The organism is Nocardioides sp. YIM 152315 (assembly GCF_029210375.1).
In the GTDB taxonomy this organism is placed as follows: domain Bacteria; phylum Actinomycetota; class Actinomycetes; order Propionibacteriales; family Nocardioidaceae; genus Nocardioides.
Genome location: NZ_JARGER010000015.1, coordinates 143,985 through 162,965, shown reverse-complemented (window position 1 = coordinate 162,965; position 18,981 = coordinate 143,985). Strand labels below are relative to the sequence as shown.

General features: G+C 73.0%; 19 protein-coding genes. 16 read left to right on the top strand and 3 right to left on the bottom strand.

The features are described 5' to 3' along the window. From PZ894_RS04640 to ftsY, 13 genes are all read left to right on the top strand, one after another. Window positions 1-2,250, top strand: coding sequence for an ATP-dependent DNA helicase RecG (locus PZ894_RS04640; RefSeq protein WP_275742914.1), 2,250 nt, complete (start codon window positions 1-3; stop codon window positions 2,248-2,250). Window positions 2,251-2,252: 2 nt separating this feature from the next. Further along, window positions 2,253-2,822 carry a 16S rRNA (guanine(966)-N(2))-methyltransferase RsmD gene (gene rsmD / locus PZ894_RS04635; protein ID WP_275742913.1) on the top strand — a complete coding sequence of 190 codons (570 nt, stop codon included), beginning with the start codon at window positions 2,253-2,255 and terminating at the stop codon, window positions 2,820-2,822. 10 nt (window positions 2,823-2,832) lie between these two features. Beyond that, a complete protein-coding gene (gene coaD / locus PZ894_RS04630; protein WP_275742911.1) occupies window positions 2,833-3,327 on the top strand; it encodes a pantetheine-phosphate adenylyltransferase in 495 nt (164 codons plus the stop codon). Window positions 3,328-3,428: 101 nt separating this feature from the next. Further along, window positions 3,429-3,953 (top strand): DUF177 domain-containing protein, encoded by a 525-nt coding sequence (locus tag PZ894_RS04625; protein WP_275742909.1) that lies wholly within the window; start codon window positions 3,429-3,431, stop codon window positions 3,951-3,953. A gap of 46 nt (window positions 3,954-3,999) precedes the next feature. Then, window positions 4,000-4,185 carry a 50S ribosomal protein L32 gene (rpmF, locus tag PZ894_RS04620; RefSeq protein ID WP_243057252.1) on the top strand — a complete coding sequence of 62 codons (186 nt, stop codon included), beginning with the start codon at window positions 4,000-4,002 and terminating at the stop codon, window positions 4,183-4,185. Then, window positions 4,140-4,940 (top strand): ribonuclease III, encoded by an 801-nt coding sequence (rnc, locus tag PZ894_RS04615; protein WP_275742904.1) that lies wholly within the window; start codon window positions 4,140-4,142, stop codon window positions 4,938-4,940. The genes rpmF and rnc overlap by 46 nt, the downstream gene beginning before the upstream one ends. 9 nt (window positions 4,941-4,949) lie before the next feature. Next, window positions 4,950-5,894 carry a bifunctional DNA-formamidopyrimidine glycosylase/DNA-(apurinic or apyrimidinic site) lyase gene (gene mutM / locus PZ894_RS04610; protein ID WP_275742902.1) on the top strand — a complete coding sequence of 315 codons (945 nt, stop codon included), beginning with the start codon at window positions 4,950-4,952 and terminating at the stop codon, window positions 5,892-5,894. 63 nt (window positions 5,895-5,957) lie between these two features. Continuing rightward, window positions 5,958-6,215 carry a hypothetical protein gene (locus PZ894_RS04605; protein WP_275742900.1) on the top strand — a complete coding sequence of 86 codons (258 nt, stop codon included), beginning with the start codon at window positions 5,958-5,960 and terminating at the stop codon, window positions 6,213-6,215. A 56-nt stretch (window positions 6,216-6,271) separates the two neighbouring features. Next, on the top strand, window positions 6,272-7,531 hold the full coding sequence (locus PZ894_RS04600) for an MFS transporter (protein ID WP_275742898.1): 1,260 nt from the start codon (window positions 6,272-6,274) through the stop codon (window positions 7,529-7,531). A gap of 341 nt (window positions 7,532-7,872) precedes the next feature. After that, complete coding sequence (smc, locus tag PZ894_RS04595) at window positions 7,873-11,427, top strand: chromosome segregation protein SMC (protein ID WP_275742896.1); 3,555 nt, start codon at window positions 7,873-7,875, stop codon at window positions 11,425-11,427. Next, window positions 11,424-11,861: a thioesterase family protein gene (locus tag PZ894_RS04590; RefSeq protein ID WP_275742894.1), complete on the top strand. Its 438-nt coding sequence runs from the start codon at window positions 11,424-11,426 to the stop codon at window positions 11,859-11,861. The genes smc and PZ894_RS04590 overlap by 4 nt, the downstream gene beginning before the upstream one ends. 78 nt (window positions 11,862-11,939) lie before the next feature. After that, window positions 11,940-12,158 (top strand): hypothetical protein, encoded by a 219-nt coding sequence (locus PZ894_RS04585; protein ID WP_275742892.1) that lies wholly within the window; start codon window positions 11,940-11,942, stop codon window positions 12,156-12,158. A gap of 34 nt (window positions 12,159-12,192) precedes the next feature. Then, the gene (gene ftsY / locus PZ894_RS04580; RefSeq protein WP_275742889.1) at window positions 12,193-13,329 is read left to right on the top strand and encodes a signal recognition particle-docking protein FtsY; all 1,137 of its coding nucleotides are present in this window, start codon (window positions 12,193-12,195) and stop codon (window positions 13,327-13,329) included. Window positions 13,330-13,347: 18 nt separating this feature from the next. Here the strand turns inward: ftsY and PZ894_RS04575 are convergent, their stop codons facing one another. Both PZ894_RS04575 and PZ894_RS04570 read right to left on the bottom strand, forming a co-directional pair. Further along, a complete protein-coding gene (locus tag PZ894_RS04575; RefSeq protein WP_275742887.1) occupies window positions 13,348-13,713 on the bottom strand; it encodes a DUF2304 domain-containing protein in 366 nt (121 codons plus the stop codon). Continuing rightward, window positions 13,710-14,462, bottom strand: a complete 753-nt coding sequence (locus PZ894_RS04570; RefSeq protein ID WP_275742884.1) for a glycosyltransferase family 2 protein — start codon at window positions 14,460-14,462, stop codon at window positions 13,710-13,712. Before PZ894_RS04570 ends, PZ894_RS04575 begins: the two co-directional genes overlap by 4 nt. Window positions 14,463-14,696: 234 nt before the next feature. Between PZ894_RS04570 and PZ894_RS04565 the strand changes: the two genes are divergently transcribed. The 3 genes from PZ894_RS04565 (at window position 14,697) to PZ894_RS04555 (ending at window position 18,649) form a co-directional block, all read left to right on the top strand. Then, window positions 14,697-16,007 (top strand): ammonium transporter, encoded by a 1,311-nt coding sequence (locus PZ894_RS04565; RefSeq protein ID WP_275742883.1) that lies wholly within the window; start codon window positions 14,697-14,699, stop codon window positions 16,005-16,007. Beyond that, window positions 16,004-16,342 (top strand): P-II family nitrogen regulator, encoded by a 339-nt coding sequence (locus PZ894_RS04560; RefSeq protein WP_275742881.1) that lies wholly within the window; start codon window positions 16,004-16,006, stop codon window positions 16,340-16,342. The genes PZ894_RS04565 and PZ894_RS04560 overlap by 4 nt, the downstream gene beginning before the upstream one ends. 126 nt (window positions 16,343-16,468) lie before the next feature. Next, window positions 16,469-18,649 carry a [protein-PII] uridylyltransferase gene (locus PZ894_RS04555; RefSeq protein ID WP_275742879.1) on the top strand — a complete coding sequence of 727 codons (2,181 nt, stop codon included), beginning with the start codon at window positions 16,469-16,471 and terminating at the stop codon, window positions 18,647-18,649. Here PZ894_RS04555 and PZ894_RS04550 read toward each other — a convergent pair. Beyond that, window positions 18,627-18,908: a hypothetical protein gene (locus PZ894_RS04550; protein ID WP_275742877.1), complete on the bottom strand. Its 282-nt coding sequence runs from the start codon at window positions 18,906-18,908 to the stop codon at window positions 18,627-18,629. The genes PZ894_RS04555 and PZ894_RS04550 overlap by 23 nt on opposite strands. Window positions 18,909-18,981: the final 73 nt, after the last annotated feature.

Below are 18,981 nucleotides of genomic sequence, written 5' to 3'. Positions count from 1 at the left end.
GTGATCACGCTCGACTCGCCCGTCGCCACCGTCCTCGGTGACCAGAAGAAGAAGCGCGACGCCATCGTCGAGCGGCTCGGGCTGCGCACGGTCGGCGACCTGCTCCGCCACTTCCCACGGCGCTACCTCAAGACGGGCGAGCTCAGCCGGGTGGAGCGGCTGCACGAAGGGGAGATGCTGACGATCTCCGGCCGCCTCGGGAAGCCGCAGAAGAGGACCTACACCGACCGGCGCACCGGGCGCACGGCGTACCGCGTCGACACGATCGTGTACGCCGACGGCGCCAGCCTGCGGATGTCGTTCTTCGCCCAGTCGGGCCGCATCGCGGACTGGAACGTCTCCCGGCTCGCCGAGGGGCGTCGGGGAATCTTCCTCGGCAAGGTCGGGAGCTTCCGCGGCGACTGGCAGCTCACCAACCCGCAGATGGTGCTCTTCGGCAGCGGTGGCGAGGACCTCGCCGAGCTCTCGCTGGAGACGCTGCGTGCCTTCTACCCCATCTATCCGCTCACCAAGGGTGTCGACTCCTGGGACGTCCAGAAGGCGATCGCCTTCGCGCTGTCGGTGGTCGACGACGTTCCCGACGTGCTGCCGGCCGAGATCCGGGAGCAGTACGACCTGCTCGAGGCCCGTCGAGCGCTCGAGCTCGTCCACGCTCCCGACGACTACGCCGAGATCACCCGGGCGCAGCGCCGCTTCCGCTTCGAGGAGGCGCTGGTCACCCAGCTCGTGCTGGCCCGCAGGCGTCGCGAGGTCCGGGCGCTCGGCGCGCGGGCGCGCGCCGGCGACCAGGGCGGCCTGCTGGCGGCGTTCGACACCCGGCTGCCCTTCGAGCTGACCGCGGGGCAGCGCGAGATCGGCGCGCAGATCGAGGCCGACCTGGCGCAGGACCATCCGATGAACCGCCTGCTCCAGGGCGAGGTCGGCTCCGGCAAGACCCTGGTCGCGCTGCGCGCGATGCTGCGGGTCGTCGACTCCGGCGGCCAGGCCGCGCTGCTGGCGCCGACCGAGGTGCTCGCGCAGCAGCACCACCGCTCGATCACCGCGATGCTCGGCGACCTGGCCGCGGGCGGGATGCTCGGCGGGGCCGCCGACGCGACGAACGTCGAGCTGTTGACCGGGTCGATGACGAAGGCCCAGCGCACCGAGCCGATGTCGCGGATCGCGACCGGCGAGGCAGGCATCGTGATCGGCACCCACGCGCTGCTCGAGGAGAAGGTGATCTTCGCGGACCTCGGTCTCGTGGTCGTCGACGAGCAGCACCGCTTCGGCGTCGAGCAGCGCGCCGCGCTCACCGACAAGGCCGGCGCGCCGCCGCACGTGCTCGTGATGACGGCGACGCCGATCCCGCGCACGGTCGCGATGACGGTCTTCGGCGACCTCGAGACCTCGACGCTCACCGAGCTCCCGGCCGGGCGTGCGCCCATCCAGACCAACGTCGTACCCCTCGGCGAGCACCCCGGCTGGCTCGGTCGCGTGTGGGAGCGGGTCCGCGAGGAGGTCGAGAAGGGCCACCAGGCCTACGTCGTGTGTCCGCGGATCACCGGCGAGGAGCAGGAGCAGGGCGAGACCGACGATCTGTACGAGTTCGGAGAGGTCGACGAGGACGGCAACGTCGTCACGCCCGAGCGACCGGCCGGGGGCCTGTCGGCCGTCGAGGAGGTCGCGGCGCAGCTGGCCGATGGGCCCCTGGCCGGACTCCGGGTGGAGAGGCTCCACGGCAGGCTGCCGCCCGAGGAGAAGGACCGGGTGATGCGCGCCTTCGCGGCCGGAGACATCGACGTGCTGGTCTCGACGACCGTGATCGAGGTCGGCGTCGACGTCGCCAACGCCACGGCGATGGTGCTGCTCGACGCCGACCGCTTCGGCGTCTCCCAGCTCCACCAGCTGCGCGGCCGGGTCGGCCGCGGCGGGCACCCCGGCCTCTGCCTCCTGGTCTCGCACGCCGAGCCGGGCGGCGACGCACGCGAGCGGCTCGCGGCCGTCGCGGCCACCACCGACGGCTTCGAGCTCAGCCGGGTCGACCTCGAGCAGCGACGCGAGGGCGACGTCCTCGGGAAGTCGCAGTCGGGCTACCACTCGGGGTTGCAGAACCTGCGGGTGCTTCGTGACGAGAAGACGATCGTCCAGGCCCGAGAGGCCGCCAACGCGCTGCTCGACGCCGACGCCGATCTCGGCCATGCCCCTGGTCTCGCCGGGGCGGTCGCGCGGCTCGAGGCATCCGTCCAGGCCGACTTCCTCGAGAAGTCGTAGCGATGACGCGGATCATCGGGGGACGGGCCGGCGGGCGGCGCCTCCAGACGCCCCGCGGGGCGGCGACGCGCCCGACCAGCGACCGGGTGCGCGAGGCGCTCTTCTCCGCGATCGAGTCGTGGTGCGGCTCGCTGCACGGGCTCCGCTTCCTCGACCTGTACGCCGGGTCGGGCGCGGTCGGCCTCGAGGGCTGGTCGCGCGGCGCGGCAGCTGTGACGCTCGTCGAGCAGGACCGCCGCACCGCCGCGCTGATCGGCGACAACGCCCGGACGATCGGCTTCGCGAAGGCCCACGTCCTCGTCGGCTCGGTCGCGACGACCCTGCGCAAGCCGCCGAGCGCGTCGTACGACGTCGCGTTCCTCGACCCGCCCTACCCGCTGGGGGAGGAGGCGCTCGCCGGCGACCTCGGGGCGCTCGTCGAGCACGGCTGGCTGACGCCCGGCGCCCTGGTGGTCGTCGAGCGTTCGTTCCGCAGCCCCGAGCCGACCTGGCCCGCGGGCATCGTCGAGACCCGGATGAGGCGCTACGGCGAGACCACGCTCTGGTACGCCGAGTCCGGGCCGGGACGGTAGCCTCCACGCCATGACGCGCGCCGTGTGCCCCGGATCGTTCGACCCGGTGACCAACGGTCATCTCGACATCATCCGGCGCGCCGCCGCGATCTTCGACGAGCTCGTCGTCGCCACCGGGGCCAACCCGTCGAAGTCGCGCCTCTTCGACCCCGAGGCGCGGCTGGAGATGCTGCGCGAGGTGTGTGTCGACCTGCCGAACGTCACCGTGATGGGGTTCAGCGGCCTGATCGTCGACTTCTGCCGCGAGATCGGCGCGCAGGCGATCGTCAAGGGCCTGCGCGGCGGCAACGACTACGAGTACGAGCTGCCGATGGCCCAGATGAACTCGCACCTCACCGGCGTCGAGACCGTCTTCGTCCCCACGAACGCGTCGTGGGGCTACGTGTCGTCCAGCCTGGTCAAGGAGGTCGCCTCGCTCGGGGGCGACGTCTCCACGCTCGTGCCCCCGGCCGTGCACGCCCGGCTGACGCTCCGCCAGGCCGAGCGAGCGTCCGGAACCGGGTGAAGTTGGTCGGGCCAGCGCCCGACCGGTACGCTTCTCGCTGATCTGTCGTGCCTGAATCCGGAAGTAGAACCCTGAGCAGCCTGGACCCGAGAGCGCCGCTCGTGCTCGACACCCGCGAGCTCGGCCGCCGCCCGGGGTCCCAGCAACAGGTGACGCGGACGGTTCCGGCACCGGCAGATCTGGGCATCGAAGTCCTCCGTGTCCCGGAAGGCTCCCAGGTCGAGCTCGACCTGCGGCTGGAAGCGGTCATGGAGGGCGTGCTGGTGACGGGCGCGGCCTCGGTCGAGCTCGCCGGTGAGTGCGCGCGGTGCCTGGAGCCGATCTCCGACGACATGGAGGTCGACTTCCAGGAGCTGTTCGTCTACGAGGACCAGCGCGACCCCTCCGGGGAGGACGACGAGGTCAGCACGCTCGAGGGAGATCTGGTCGACCTCGAGCCCCTGCTGCGGGACGCGGTGGTGCTCGCACTGCCGTTCCAGCCGAAGTGCTCGGACGACTGTCCCGGGTTGTGCCCCGAGTGCGGGGCCCGGCTCAAGGACGATCCAGACCACGCGCACGAGGAGCCGATCGACCCGCGGTGGGCCGGACTGGCCGCCCTGAAGCAGGACCAGCAGGACCAAGACTGAGATCGAGAGTGGCCGGGCATCCCGGTCCTGGTTAGAGGAGAGAACTGTGGCTGTCCCGAAGCGGAAGATGTCGCGCAGCAACACGCGTCACCGTCGCTCGGCCTGGAAGGCCGTGGCGCCGTCCCTGGTGACCTGCGCGAACCCCGCCTGCGGTGCCAAGCACCTCCCGCACCGCGCGTGCGGCGAGTGCGGCCAGTACGGTGCCCGCGCCGACCGGCGTCAGGTCCTCTGACCGGCCCCGGTCCGCTGACCAACTACGCCGCGCTGCGAGCAGCGCTCGGGGACCCCGTCCTGGACCCCGAGCTGCTCGAGCGCGCGCTCACCCACCGTTCCTACGCCTACGAGAACGGCGGGCTCCCGACCAACGAGCGCCTCGAGTTCCTCGGTGACTCCGTGCTCGGAGTCGTCGTCACCGAGACGCTCTACCGCACCCACCCGGACCTCTCCGAGGGGCGGCTGGCGAAGTTGCGTGCCGCGGTCGTCAACGCCCGCGCGCTGGCCGAGGTCGGTCGGGGCATCGGCGTCGGCGAGCACGTGAAGCTCGGCCGCGGCGAGGAGACCACCGGCGGCCGCGAGAAGGCGTCGATCCTCTCCGACACCGTGGAGGCCGTCATCGGCGCCGTGCACCTCAGCGGCGGATTCGAGGTCTCCGCGCCCGTCGTGCACCGGCTCTTCGACCCGCTCATCGAGGCGGCCTCCGCCATGGGCGCGGGCCTCGACTGGAAGACCTCGCTGCAGGAGCTGTCGGCCGAGCACGGGCTCGGCGTGCCCGAGTACGTCATCGCCGACGACGGCCCCGACCACATGAAGACCTTCACGGCCCAGGTCCGGGTCCGCGGTCGTCTCTACGGCAACGGCGTGGGGCGTTCGAAGAAGGAGGCCGAGCAGGCCGCCGCCGAGACGGCGTACGGCGAGATCGCCACCGAGCTCGACGTCGCCGACCCGGCCACCGACGCCGCGAAGGACGCCGCGGCCGAGCAGGGCTGATCGGCTCCGGTGCCCGAGCTCCCCGAGGTCGAGGTCGTCCGCGCCGGCCTCGAGCGCCACGTCGTGGGCGCGACCGTCGTCGGCGTCGACGTCCTGCACCCGCGACCGGTGCGCCGCGACCTGCGGGGCCCGGCCGGCTTCGCCGCCGCCCTGGCGGGTCGGCGCATCGAGGCCGCCCGCCGGCGCGGCAAGTACCTCTGGCTGCCGCTCGACAGCGGCGACGCGCTGCTCGGCCACCTCGGCATGAGCGGCCAGCTGCTCGTGCAGCCGCCGGCCACCCCCGACGAGCGGCACCTGCGCGTCCGCTTCCACCTCGACACCGACCTCGAGATGCGGTTCGTCGACCAGCGGATGTTCGGCGGTCTGAGCGTGTCCGCCGGCGGCGCCGAGCTGCCGCCGGAGATCGTGCACATCGCCCGCGATCCCCTCGATCCCGAGTTCGACGACGACCTGTTCGTGCGCCGGGTCCGCAAGCGCACCTCCGGCATCAAGCGGCAGCTCCTCGACCAGGGCCTGATCTCCGGCGTCGGCAACATCTACGCCGACGAGGCGCTCTGGCGGGCGCGGATCCACGGCGAGCGGCCGGGGGACCGGCTGGGCGCCGCCCAGGTGCGCGAGCTGCTCGGCCACGCCCGCGAGGTGATGGTCGCCGCGCTGGGGCAGGGAGGCACGTCGTTCGACGCGCTCTACGTGAACGTCAACGGCGAGTCCGGCTACTTCGACCGCTCCCTGCACGCCTACGGCCGCGAGGGCGAGCCCTGCGAGCGCTGCGGCACCCCGCTGCGGCGGATCGCGTTCATGAACCGCTCGTCGTACTTCTGCCCGGCGTGCCAGCCCGCGCCCCGCGGTCGTCGCCGGCCGGTCGCCCAGGCTTCGCCCCTCGCGTTTCGAGACGGCTCGCTCCGTCCGTCGCAGGCTCCGGACCGAGCCGAGCCTCCTCAACCTCCTCGCTGACCGGGCCGTCGCAAGCTCCGGCCCGCGCTCGGAGATTGACCGGGAGGCGTGCTGGTGGGACTCTTGAAGACGGTCGCCATCGCGACCCCAGCTCTCACCACCCCGGAAGGCTCATTCATGGCCAAGGCGCTGATCGGCTACATGAACAGCGACCTGCGAACCCCCGCACTCTCGGCCGAGAACGCTCGGCTGCGCGCGCGTGTGGGCGAGCTCGAGGCGCTGGTCCTGCGCCTCAGCGAGGAGAACGACAAGCTCGCGGGCGCGCAGGCCGCCGCCCTCCTCGACGAAGCTGCCTCCCTGTCGGAGATGCAGCCCGCCTGATCTGCGGCACAAACCGGTCGCGGCCCGGCGGGTCGCGACGGTAGCGTCACGCCCTTGTGAGCAGCCCCCTCCGGCGCGTCGTCGAGATCGTCGCCCCGCGTCGCCTCGGCACCGGGTTCCGCTGGCTCCTCGCGTCGTCATGGGTGAGCAACCTCGGCGACGGGCTCGCGCTCGCGGCCGGTCCGCTCCTGGTGGCGTCGATGACCGACGACCCGGCCCTCGTGGCGATGGCGGCGCTTCTGCAGTGGCTGCCGCCGCTGGTCTTCGGGCTGTACGCCGGGGCGCTGGCCGACCGGCTCGACCGTCGGCTGATCATCGTCACCGTCGACCTGCTCCGCGCGGTCGTGCTGGTGCTGCTCACCGTGGCGATCGCCACCGACGTGGTGTCGATCTGGCTGGTGCTGCTGGCGATGTTCCTGCTCGGGACGGCGGAGGTGTTCGCCGACAACACCGCGTCGACGCTGATGCCGATGCTGGTGCACCGCGACGACCTGGCCGTCGCGAACGCGCGCCTCACGACCGGCTTCATCACCGTCAACCAGCTCGCCGGGCCGCCGATCGGGGCGGCGCTCTTCGCCGCCGGGCACGCGCTGCCGTTCCTGGCCCAGGGGGTGGTCGTCGCGCTCGGTGCGCTGCTGGTCGCGCGGGTGGTGCTGCCTCCGCACCGACGGGAGACGCCGGAGACCCACATCCGGCAGGACATCGCCGAGGCGTTCCGCTGGGTGCTGCACCACCCCGCCGTACGCACCCTGGTGCTCACGATCTTCGCCTTCAACATCACCTTCGGCGCCGCCTGGTCGATCCTGGTCCTCTACGCGACCGAGCGCCTCGGCCTGGGCGAGATCGGGTTCGGCCTGCTGACGACGGTCTCCGCGGTCGGGGGGCTGGTGGGCACGCTCTCCTACGGGTGGATCACCCGACGCGTCAGCCTGGGAAACCTGATGCGCATCGGGCTGGTCTTCGAGACGTTCACGATGCTCTCGCTCGCGCTGACCACGAGCGCGTGGGTGGCGATGTGCATCTTCTTCGTCTTCGGTGCCCACGCCTTCATCTGGGGCACCACGTCCCTCACCATCCGCCAGCGGGCGGTCCCGACCGAGCTCCAGGGTCGCGTCGGCAGCGTCAACCTCGTCGGCGTCTTCGGCGGGCTGGTGATCGGCTCGGGCATCGGGGGCGTGATCGCGCAGCACGCCGGTGTGACCGCGCCGTTCTGGTTCGCCTTCGTCGGCTCCGCCGTCTTCGTGGTCCTGATCTGGCGCCAGCTCACCCACATCGCCCACGCCGACGAGGCGGACCCGGCACCGGCGGCACCCTGACCCCGCGCTGCGGGTCTCGGTGTGGGTGGCGGCGGTCCGGGCGGGGTGGCGGTGGGTGAGGCACCGTTCGGGTGGCGGAAAGGGTGCCGGAGCCACCGCCGCCCGGGCCGCGGCGGGGCGGCGGTGGGAGAGGCACCTTTGGGGTGGCGGAAAGGGTGCCGGAGCCACCGCCGGCCGGGCCCGGGCGGGGCGGCGGTGGGCTCGGCACGCGCGCGGATGCCGTGGATCGGGGGTGGCGCCGGGTATCGTGAGCCTCGCTGAGCTTCCCCCATGGCCGGCTGCGATGATGCTGCCTTCGTCCTCAGTCCGACGAACCGCACTGATGAGCTGGGAGCCGCACGTTGTACCTGAAGAGCCTGACCCTCAAGGGGTTCAAGTCCTTCGCCTCCTCGACCACGCTCCAGCTCGAGCCGGGCATCACCTGCATCGTGGGTCCCAACGGCTCCGGCAAGTCGAACGTCGTCGACGCGCTCGCCTGGGTGATGGGCGAGCAGGGCGCCAAGTCCCTGCGAGGCGGCAAGATGGAGGACGTCATCTTCGCCGGTACGTCGGGCCGTCCGCCGCTCGGCCGCGCCGAGGTCGTGCTGACGATCGACAACTCCGACGGTGCGCTGCCGATCGAGTACTCCGAGGTGACGATCAGCCGCACGATGTTCCGCAGCGGCGGCTCGGAGTACGCCATCAACGGCAACTCGTGCCGACTGCTCGACGTCCAGGAGCTGCTCTCCGACTCCGGCATCGGCCGCGAGATGCACGTGATCGTGGGCCAGGGCCAGCTCGACACGATCCTGCACGCGACACCCGAGGACCGGCGCGGCTTCATCGAGGAGGCTGCGGGCGTCCTCAAGCACCGCAAGCGCAAGGAGAAGGCGCTCCGCAAGCTCGACGCCACCGAGGGCAACCTCACGCGGCTCAACGACCTGCTGGTCGAGATCCGCCGCCAGCTGAAGCCGCTGGGACGCCAGGCCGAGGTGGCCCGACGCGCGGCGACCGTGCAGGCCGACGTGCGCGACGCCCGCGCCCGCCTGCTCGCCGACGACCTCGCGACCGCCCGCAGCTCGCTCCAGCAGGAGATGGCCGACGAGTCGATCCTGGTCGCGCGCCGCGAGCAGGTCGAGGGTGAGGTCGCCCGGGGACGCGAGCGGGAGGCGGCCCTCGAGGCCGCGCTCCGCGAGGACCTGCCGGCGCTGGCCCGGGCGCAGGAGACCTGGTTCGCCCTGTCCGGACTCAAGGAGCGGCTGCGTGGCACCCAGTCGCTGGCCGCCGAGCGGGTGCGCAACGCCGCGGGCACCCGCGACGTCGAGGAGGCGCGCTCCGGTCGCGATCCCGAGCAGCTCGAGGTCGAGGCGGGCCAGGTCCGCGAGCAGGAGCAGCGGATCGCCGCCGAGGTGGACGCCCACCGGGTGGCGCTCGAGGAGGCGGTGACCGCGCGTCGCGCGGCCGAGGACGCCGCCGCCGAGGAGGACCGCAAGGTCGCCGCGCTCCAGCGCGCCGCCGCCGACCGTCGTGAGGGGCTGGCCCGGCTGCACGGCCAGGTCAACGCGCTTCGCCAGCGCGCCGCCGCCGCCGACGAGGAGGTCGGGCGCCTGAGGCTGGCCCGCGAGGAGGCCGTCGCCCGCGCCGAGCGCGCACAGCGCGACTTCACCGCGCTCGAGACCAAGGTCGCCGGCCTCGACGCCGGCGAGGAGGGCCTCGACGCCGAGCACGAGGCCGCGTCGGCAACCCTCGACGACGTCGAGGAGCGCCTCGCGAAGGCTCGCGACGAGGCGCTGCAGGCCGACCGCGACCGCAGCGCGCTGGCCGCCCGCAAGGACGCCCTCGAGCTCGGCCTCAACCGCAAGGACGGCGCCGGCGCGCTGCTCGCCGCGACCGACGAGCTCTCCGGGCTGCTGGGATCGGTCGCCGCGCTGCTCAGCGTGCGCGCCGGCTTCGAGACCGCGGTCGCCCAGGCGCTGGGCTCGGCGGCCGACGCCGTGGCCGTGGCCGACGCCGACGCCGCCGTCCGCGCGATCGACCACCTCAAGGGCGCCGACCTGGGGCGTGCCGGGCTGCTGCTCGGCGGCGCGCCCGTCCAGGGGCGCGACTGGCCCGCGCTCCCCGCGGGCGCCGAGTACGCCGTCGACGTCGTCGACTGCCCCCCCGAGGTCCGGCCCGCCCTGAGCCGGCTGCTCCTCAAGGTGGCCGTCGTCGACGACCTCACGACCGCCCGGGCGCTGGTCGCCGGACTGCCCGACGTCACCGCGGTGACGCGCGAGGGCGACCTGATCGGCGCCCACTTCGCGTCCGGCGGCTCCGGCAGCCAGCCGAGCCTCATCGAGGTCCAGGCCGCCGTCGACGAGGCCACCCAGCAGCTCGCCGAGGTGATCGCGTCCTCCGAGCGGCTCGGCTTCGAGATGTCCCGCATGGAGAGCGAGCGGCTGGAGGCCCAGAAGCGGGTCGACGTGGCGCTCGCGAAGCTCCACGAGTCCGACGCCACGCTGGCCGCGGTCGCGGAGGAGCTCGGCCAGTTCGGCTCCCAGGCCCGCGCGGCTCGGGGCGAGGCCGAGCGGCTCGCCCAGGCGATCGCGAAGGCGGAGGAGGCGCGCGAGCAGGCGGTGTCGGGTCTCACCGACCTCGAGACGCGGCTCGCCACCGCCGAGGACGCCCCCGAGGAGGAGCCCGACACCTCGGCCCGCGAACGGCTCGCCGACGCCGCCCGCACCGCCCGCCAGGACGAGACGGACGGCCGACTCGCGCTGCGCACGTCGGAGGAGCGAGCCCGCGCCCTGCACGGCCGCGCCGACTCCCTGCTGCGTGCGGCCGAGAAGGAGCGCGAGTCCCGGGCCCGAGCCGCCGAGCGTCGTGAGCGGCTTCTGCGCGAGGGCCGCGCCGCCGAGGCCGTCGGCGTCGCCGTCGGCTACGTGCTCCAGCGCCTCGAGGTCTCAATCCACCGGGCTGCCGAGGCACGCTCCGCGGTCGAGCAGTCGCGCAGCGGCCGGGAGCAGGAGCTGCGGGAGGTGCGCGCCGCGCTGCGCGACCTCGGCAAGGAGCACGACGAGCTGGTCAGCTCCGTGCACCGCGACGAGCTCGCCCGCTCCCAGCAGAGGATGCGCATCGACCAGCTCGAGGAGCGCGCGCTCGAGGAGCTCGGTCTCGACGGCGACGCGCTGGTGGCCGACTACGGCCCCGGTCAGCCGGTGCCGTTCGCCGGCGAGGTCCCCGACGGCGAGGAGACACCCGAGCCCACGCCGTACGTTCGCGAGGAGCAGGCGAAGCGGCTGCGCACCGCCGAGCGTGCGCTGCGCGAGCTGGGCCGGGTCAACCCGCTGGCGCTCGAGGAGTTCTCGGCGATGGAGGAGCGGCACAAGTTCCTCACCGAGCAGCTCGAGGACCTCAAGAAGACCCGCAAGGACCTCCTCGACATCGTCCGCGAGGTCGACCAGCGCGTCGAGCAGGTCTTCACCGAGGCGTACGCCGACGTCAGCAGGGCCTTCGACGCCACCTTCGCGAGGCTGTTCCCCGGCGGCGAGGGTCGCTTGGTCCTCACGACGCCCGACGACATGCTCAACACCGGCGTCGAGGTCGAGGCTCGCCCCCCGGGCAAGAAGGTCAAGCGCCTCTCGCTGCTCTCCGGCGGCGAGCGCTCGCTCGTGGCCGTGGCGTTCCTGGTCGCGCTGTTCAAGGCGCGGCCGTCGCCGTTCTACATCCTCGACGAGGTCGAGGCGGCGCTCGACGACACCAACCTCGGCCGCCTCCTGGAGATCTACGAGGAGCTGCGCGAGAACTCCCAGCTGCTCGTCATCACCCACCAGAAGCGCACCATGGAGGTCGGCGACGCGCTCTACGGCGTGACCATGCGCGGCGACGGCGTCTCCGCGGTGATCAGCCAGCGGCTGCGCGAGGCCGAATCGGCGTGAGCACTCGCCCGACGCGGTCCGACTACGTCGCGTGGCGCACCGTGACGACCCGCTGGCGCGACGACGACGCCTACGGCCACCTCAACAACGCGACCTACTACGAGCTGTTCGACACGGCGGTCAACGCGCACCTCTACGAGGCGACCGGGGTCGACGTACGCCGGCTGCCGCAGATCGGGATCGTCGCGGAGACGGGCTGCCGCTACTTCCGTGAGCTCGGCTTCCCGGCGCCGATCGAGACCGGGCTCGTGGTCGACAAGCTCGGGCGCTCCAGCGTCGTCTACCGCATCGGCCTCTTCCAGGGCGACGGGGACGAGGCGGCGGCGGAGGGCAGGTTCGTCCACGTGTACGTCGACGACACCGATGCTGCTCGCCCGGTGACGCCCGTGCCCGACGTGATCCGCGCCGCAGTCGAGCCGTTGCTGCGCGCCTGAACCGTGTCGCCGACCGCCGGTGTGACACGGTGGGGGAGCGGGTACGCGTCGGATGTCCGCCTGTCTCGGGAGGTATGAGTGCTCACTGTCGTCGTCGTGATGGTCCTGATCCTGGTGGTGGCCGGGCTGGTGACGGCGTACGTCGCCTACCCGCACCGTGGGGAGCAGATGCCGGCCGCGCCCTGGCTCGGAGACGCGATGGCGAGGGCCGCGGAGGCGGCGCCCCTGATCGAGGAGGACGACCAGCCGGTCTTCGCCCTCGACCGCGAGCCCGAGGAGTCCGAGCAGCACCGCTGAGGGCGCCGGCCCCGGGCTCTGGTTGGATTGAGCCATGGGTGACTGGCTCTACCTCGTCATCGCGATCGCCGTCCTGGCGGTCGTGCTCGTCGCCGGGCTGCTGGTCCGCGGCGGCCGGCGCGCGCCGTCGGCCCCGGCGCCGACCCCGCCGGCCGACGTCGCCCCGCCTCCGAGCGCGCCGACCGCCGAGACGGCGGCCGAGGTCGAGGTCCCCGAGGCCCCCGTCGAGCCTGCCGCACCGGCGCTCGAGCGGCCTGAGGGCACGGCCTCCCGGCTGGTCCGATTGCGGCAGCGCCTCGCCGGGTCGCAGAGCGGGCTGGGGCGCGGGCTGCTCGCGCTGCTGTCGCGCGACCGGCTCGACGAGGACACCTGGGAGTCGATCGAGGACACGCTGCTCACCGCGGACGTGGGCGTCGCGCCGACCCAGGAGCTCGTCGAGAGGCTGCGGACCCGGCTGCGGGTCGAGGGCGCGGCCGAGGACGCCCGCGTCGTGCTCCGCGAGGAGCTCCTGGCGCTCGTGGACGCCGGGATGGACCGCCGACTGCAGGTGAGCGGCGCCGACGGCAGGCCCGGCGTGGTGCTCGTCGTCGGTGTCAACGGCTCCGGCAAGACCACCACGGTCGGCAAGATCTCGCGGATCCTGGTCGCCGAGGACCGCAGCGTCGTGCTCGGCGCGGCCGACACGTTCCGGGCCGCGGCGGTCGAGCAGCTGGCCACCTGGGGCGAGCGGGTCGGCGTCGACGTCGTGCGCGGCGCCGAGGGCACCGACCCCGCGAGCGTGGCGTTCGAGGCCGTCAAGGAGGGCGTCGACACCGCCGCGGACACGGTCATCGTCGACACCGCCGGCCGCCTCCAGAACAAGGCCGGTCTGATGGACGAGCTCGGCAAGGTCAAGCGCGTGATCGAGAAGCAGGCGCCGGTGACCGAGGTGCTGCTCGTGCTCGACGCCACCACGGGTCAGAACGGCCTGATCCAGGCGCGGGTGTTCAGCGAGGTCGTCGACGTCACCGGCATCGTGCTGACCAAGCTCGACGGCTCCGCCAAGGGCGGCATCGTGGTGCAGGTGCAGCGCGAGCTCGGCGTACCGGTGAAGCTCGTCGGGCTCGGTGAGGGCGCCGACGACCTGGCGCCCTTCGATCCCGGCGCCTTCGTCGACGCGCTGCTCGGCTGAGCCAGAGCGGCGCGCGGATCAGTCGGGCTGCGGCCGGGACTGCGAGCCGCGCTCGTCGAGGTCGAGTCGGAGCAGAGCGACCTCCTCGGCGAGGGTGCGGGTCTCCTCCTCGAGGCGACCGAGCTCGTAGCTGTGCTGCATGCTCACCAGCATCAGCACGACGCTGGCCACGAAGAAGAGCAGGTTGGTCGGCACCTCGACGCCGACCAGGTCCGCCAGGGCCGGCAGCAGAGCCGGCACCAGGGCGATGAGGACGAGACCGACCGAGACGGTCACCCACAGCACGGCGTACTTCTCGCGCAGACGGCGCCGCCGCATGAGCTCGAACAGGGCTGCGAACGTGATCAGCGAGCCGAGGATCCCGAGGATGTGGTTGGCGGTCATTCGTGCTCCGGGGCAGAGTGTTCGAGGCTGGTCGGCCACGGTCGCACGAGGGCGAGCGAGAGCGCGACGACTGCGCGGCACAGGTACAGGGCGGCCCGGACCGGAGACTGACTCGGCTGCCCGACCGTGCGGGGCCGCATCACGACCGGCACCTGCGTGATCCGGCAGCCGCTGCGGTGGGCGATGACCAGCGACTCGACCGTGTCGCCGAGGTACTCCGCAGGGTAGTGCGCCGCGAACACGGTCATCGCGCGCCGGTTGGCCGCCCGGAAGCCGCTCGTGACGTCGGTGAGCCGCTGGCCGGTGAGTCGGCTCAGCGTGCCGGCGAGCAGACGCATCGCGATACCGCGCAGCAGACCTACCCGGTACTCGCCCTCGCCGGCGAACCGTGCGCCGATGACCACGTCGGAGTCCTGCAGGCCGTCCACGAGCTTGGTCAGGAACGCAGGGTCGTGCTGGCCGTCCGCGTCGACCTGCACCCCGGCGTCGTAGCCGTGCCGGATGGCGTAGCGGTAGCCGGCGCGCATCGCGCCGCCCACCCCGAGGTTGTACGGCAGGCGGGCGACCAGCGCGCCGGCGCCCTCGGCCTCGTCGCCGGTCCGGTCGCTCGAGCCGTCGTCGACGACGAGGACCTCGATCCCGGGATGGAGCTCCCGGAGCGCGCCCACCGTCTCCCCGACGGCGCCTTCCTCGTTCCACGCCGGGACGATCACGAGGATCCTCGGCGGTCGCTGGGACGCTTCAGGCATGCCGCGCATTCTACGGACGGGTGGTTGCTCCGCCGTGGCCCGGGGCGTCGGCGAGCCGCCGATGCCGAAACATCGCCGTAACAGAGCCGCCGAAGTCGTTTCCTGCGCGCAACACGGAGCGGCGCGGGTCGAAACCTCGGGCCCGAAGGGTGACTGCCAATGGGGCGGAGCCCGGAGCCGACAGTGCGGTCGACGCCGTCGCCGCCCTCCCGAGATGTGATCCCTGGAGGTTCTGTGGACGGCTACTACGCCTTCATGCTGGTGGCGACGGCCCTCGTCCTGATGATGACCGTTCCGGCGCTGGCCCTCTTCTACGGCGGCATGAGCCGCTCCAAGTCGGTGCTGAACATGATGATGATGTCGTACGTCGCGATGGGCGTGGTCGGCATCGTGTACGTGCTGTGGGGCTGGTCCATGACGTTCGGCCCCGACGACGTCGGCGGGTTCTTCGCCAACCCGTTCGACCTGTTCGGCCTCGACGGCGTGACCCCCGACGGCTACGTCGCGGTGATGTTCCAGATGACGTTCGCCGCCATCACCTCGGCCCTGATCTCCGGTGCGATCGCCGACCGCGTGAAGCTGTCGTCGTGGATCGTCTTCCTGCCGCTGTGGGTGACGCTGTCGTACTTCCCGATCGGTCACATGGTGTGGGGCGGCGGCTTCATTTCCGAGCACTTCGGAGCCCAGGACTACGCGGGAGGCACCGTCGTCCACATCAACGCCGGCGTGGCGGGCCTCGTGCTGGCGCTGGTGATCGGCAGGCGGATCGGCTTCGGCAAGGAGCCGATCCGACCGCACAACCTCACCCTCACCATGCTCGGCGCCGGCCTGCTGTGGTTCGGCTGGTACGGCTTCAACGTCGGCTCGATCGTCTTCGCCGGCGAGACCGACGAGGAGAACATCGCGCAGTTCTACTCGGAGACCGGCGTGACCTTCCTCAACACCACGATCGCCACCTGCGCCGCGATGCTCGCCTGGATGCTCATGGAGCGGATCCTGCACGGCAAGGCGACCTCGCTGGGGGCCGCCTCGGGCATCGTCGCCGGCCTGGTCGCGATCACCCCGTCCTGCGGCGCGGTCGAGGTCCCGGGCGCGATCCTGATCGGCGCGGTCGCCGGCGCCCTGTGCGCCTGGGCGGTCGGGCTGAAGTTCCGGTTCGGCATGGACGACTCGCTCGACGTCGTCGGCGTGCACCTCGTCGGCGGCATCGTCGGCACGGTCCTGATCGGCCTGGTCTCGTCGTCCGACGCGCCCGGCGGGATCGACGGCCTCCTCTACGGCGGCGGGTTCGGCTCGCTGGGCGACCAGGTGATGGCGGCGGTCATCGCGATCGCGTGGTCGGCCGTGGCCACGACGATCATCGCCGTCGCCATCAAGCTGACGATCGGCTGGCGGGTCGCCGAGGAGGCGGAGGTCGAGGGCATCGACGCCGACCAGCACGGCGAGTCGGCGTACGACCTGCACGGCGGGCTCGGGGGTGGTGGCTCCACCTCCACCTCGTCCGTCCTGGCGAAGAGCACCGTCACCGAAGGAGTGAACGCATGAAGCTCGTGACCGCGGTGATCAAGCCGCACAAGTGGGAGGACGTCCGCGAGGCACTCGAGACGTTCGGGGTCACCGGCATGACCGTCAGCGAGGTCAGCGGCTACGGCCGGCAGAAGGGGCACACCGAGGTCTACCGGGGCGCGGAGTACGACATCGCGCTGGTGCCGAAGATCCGCCTCGAGATCGTGGTGGGCGACGACGACGCGGACGACGTGGTCGGCATCATCGTGAAGACCGCGCAGACGGGCCGGATCGGCGACGGCAAGGTGTGGGTCAGCTCGATCGACACGGTGGTGCGGGTCCGCACGGGCGACCGGGACGACGCCGCCCTGTGACCTCTCCGCGGCCCGGCTCCTCACGCAGGAGCCGGGCCGCGGCCGTGTCTACGGCATGATCGGGAGCGAGGAGGTGGCGTCCTGACCACCGAAGACCGGACCCTGAGGGCCGCCGAGGCAGACGCGTTGTGCGCCAAGGCGTACGAGTCGAGCGGCGGGCCGGACGCCGGCGCCGCCATCGTCGCGGTCGGCGGCTACGGCCGCGGCGAGCTCGCGCCGTACTCCGACCTCGACGTGGTGCTCGTCTCGGACGAGGGCGTCGACGTGGGCGAGGTCGCGGGGGAGGTCTGGTACCCGCTGTGGGACTCCGGCAGTCGGCTGGACCACTCGGTGCGCACGATGACCGAGATGGTCGCGGCCGCCGACGCCGACCTCAAGGTCGCGCTCGGGCTGCTCGACGTTCGCCACCTGGCCGGGGACCCTGCCCTGACGTTGCGGCTGCGCACGACGATGCTCGCGCACTGGCGTCGCGGCTCCCGCGACCGACTGCCGGCGCTGCGCGACCTGGTGCGCACCCGGCACGAGCTGGCCGGCGAGCTGGCGCACCTGTCGGTGCCGGACGTGAAGGAGGCGGAGGGCGGGTTGCGCGACGCGACCGTGCTCAAGGCGCTGGTCGCGACCTGGCTGGTGGACGTGCCCCATGTCGAGCTGGAGCGCAGCCGGGGCGCGCTGCTCGACGTGCGCGACGCCCTGCAGGAGGCAGCGGGCCGGGGGACCGACCGCATCGCACCGGAGCTGTGGACCGACGTCGCCCACCGACTGGAGCTCGCGGACGCCCGGGCCGCGCAGGTCCACGTCCGCGAGCTCGGGCGCCGGATCGCCCACCTCTCGCACCTGACCTGGCGGCGGGTCGACGCCGTCCTGGCCGAGCCCGCCCGCATCCGCGGACCGCGAAGGCCGCGGATGGAGCGGATCGCACCCGGTGTCGCGCTCTCGGCCGACGAGATCGTGCTCGACGCCCGCGCGCGGCCGGCCGACGACCCGCTGCTGCTGCTCCGGGCCGCCGCGGAGGCGGCCGAGCGCGACGTCGTGCTGGCCCCGGCGACGGCGGCCAGGCTGGCGCGTGACTCCGCGCCGCTCCCCACACCGTGGCCGGCGGAGGCGCGACGGCTGCTGGTGCGGCTGCTGGCGTCGGGCCGCGGACTGCGGTCGGTCTGGGAGACCCTCGAGGAGACCGGCGCACTGCCGGCGATCCTGCCCGAGTGGCAGCGGATCCGGCTGCTGCCGCACGCGTCCGCGATCCACCGGTTCACCGTCGACCGCCACGTGGTCGAGACCTGCGTGGAGGCATCCGCGCTGATCCGCCACGTCACGCGACCCGACGTGCTCATGGTCGCCGCGCTGCTGCACGACATCGGCAAGGGCGGACTGACGGAGCACAGCGTCGCCGGTGAGCCGATCGCTCGCGAGATCGCCGAGCGGATGGGCTTCGACCCCGCTGCCGTGGACCTGGTCGCGCGGCTGGTCCGCTGGCACCTGCTCCTGGCGGAGACGGCGACGACCCGCGACCCCGACGACCCCGCGACCGTCGAGCTGGTCGTCTCCCGGCTCGAATCGGTGGAGGCGCTCGACCTGCTGCTCGCGCTCACCGAGGCCGACGCCCGCGCGACGGCCCCCAAGGCCTGGTCGTCGTGGCGCGCCGGGCTGGTCCGTGACCTGGCGCGCCGGGTCGGGGTCGCGCTCCACACCGGGTCGACGCTGCCGCCGATCGCGACCGAGGACGTGGTGGTGCCGCCGGTCGTCCGCGCGGGCGGTCTCTCGATCGTCGTCGACCCCGCCGTCGACGGCTCGCGGGTGAGGGTGGTCGCCCCGGACCGGGTGGGCCTGCTCGCCGACCTGGCCGCGATGTTCGCTCTCGCGCGGATCCCGGTGCGGGCGGCGCGGGCCTGGGCGCAGGAGCAGTACGCCGTGTCCGTCTGGGAGGTCGGGGAGCCCGGGCTGGACGCGGCCGTGCTGAGGCAGCGGTACGACGGGGTCGTCGACGGGCGTCCGGACGCCGCGCGGCGGCTGCGCCCGGCCGGCGGCGCCGGACTCGAGCCGGCCGTCGTCGTGCGCCCGGAGGCGTCGGACCAGGCGACGGTCCTGGAGGTGCGGGCCGACGACCGGCCGGGTGCCGTCTACCTGGTCTGCGCCGCGCTGGCGCGGCTCGACGTCGCCGTCCGGTCCGCGCACGTCGACACGGTCGGGCCCCAGGCCGTGGACGTCTTCTACCTGCAGGAGGCGTCGGCGGGCGTGCTCAGCGATGTGCGCGCCACCGAGGCGGCGCACGCCGTGCGCGCCGCGCTCAGCGAGCCCGCGGGATCCTGACCTGGTTGCGCTGGAGGTCGACCCGCCAGACCGGATGGTCCTCGTCGTCGGGTGAGGGCAGCACCTCGCCCATGAACTTGCGACTCCGCAGGTCCTCGTCGGCGCGGGCCCGGGCCGGGTCGAAGACGTCGATGAAGTTGCCCAGCCCGTCGGCGAAGCCCGACGAGCGCGGGCCGGGAGCGGTCAGCATCCGGTGGCCCGCGACCGCGACCAGGGCGGTCACCAGCACCAGCGCGACGCCCGTCACCACCCAGAGCATGCCGCCAGCGTACGGCGTACCGGGGTCGCCCGGTTAGGCTTGACCGACGCTGACGTACGACTGCCGAGGGACG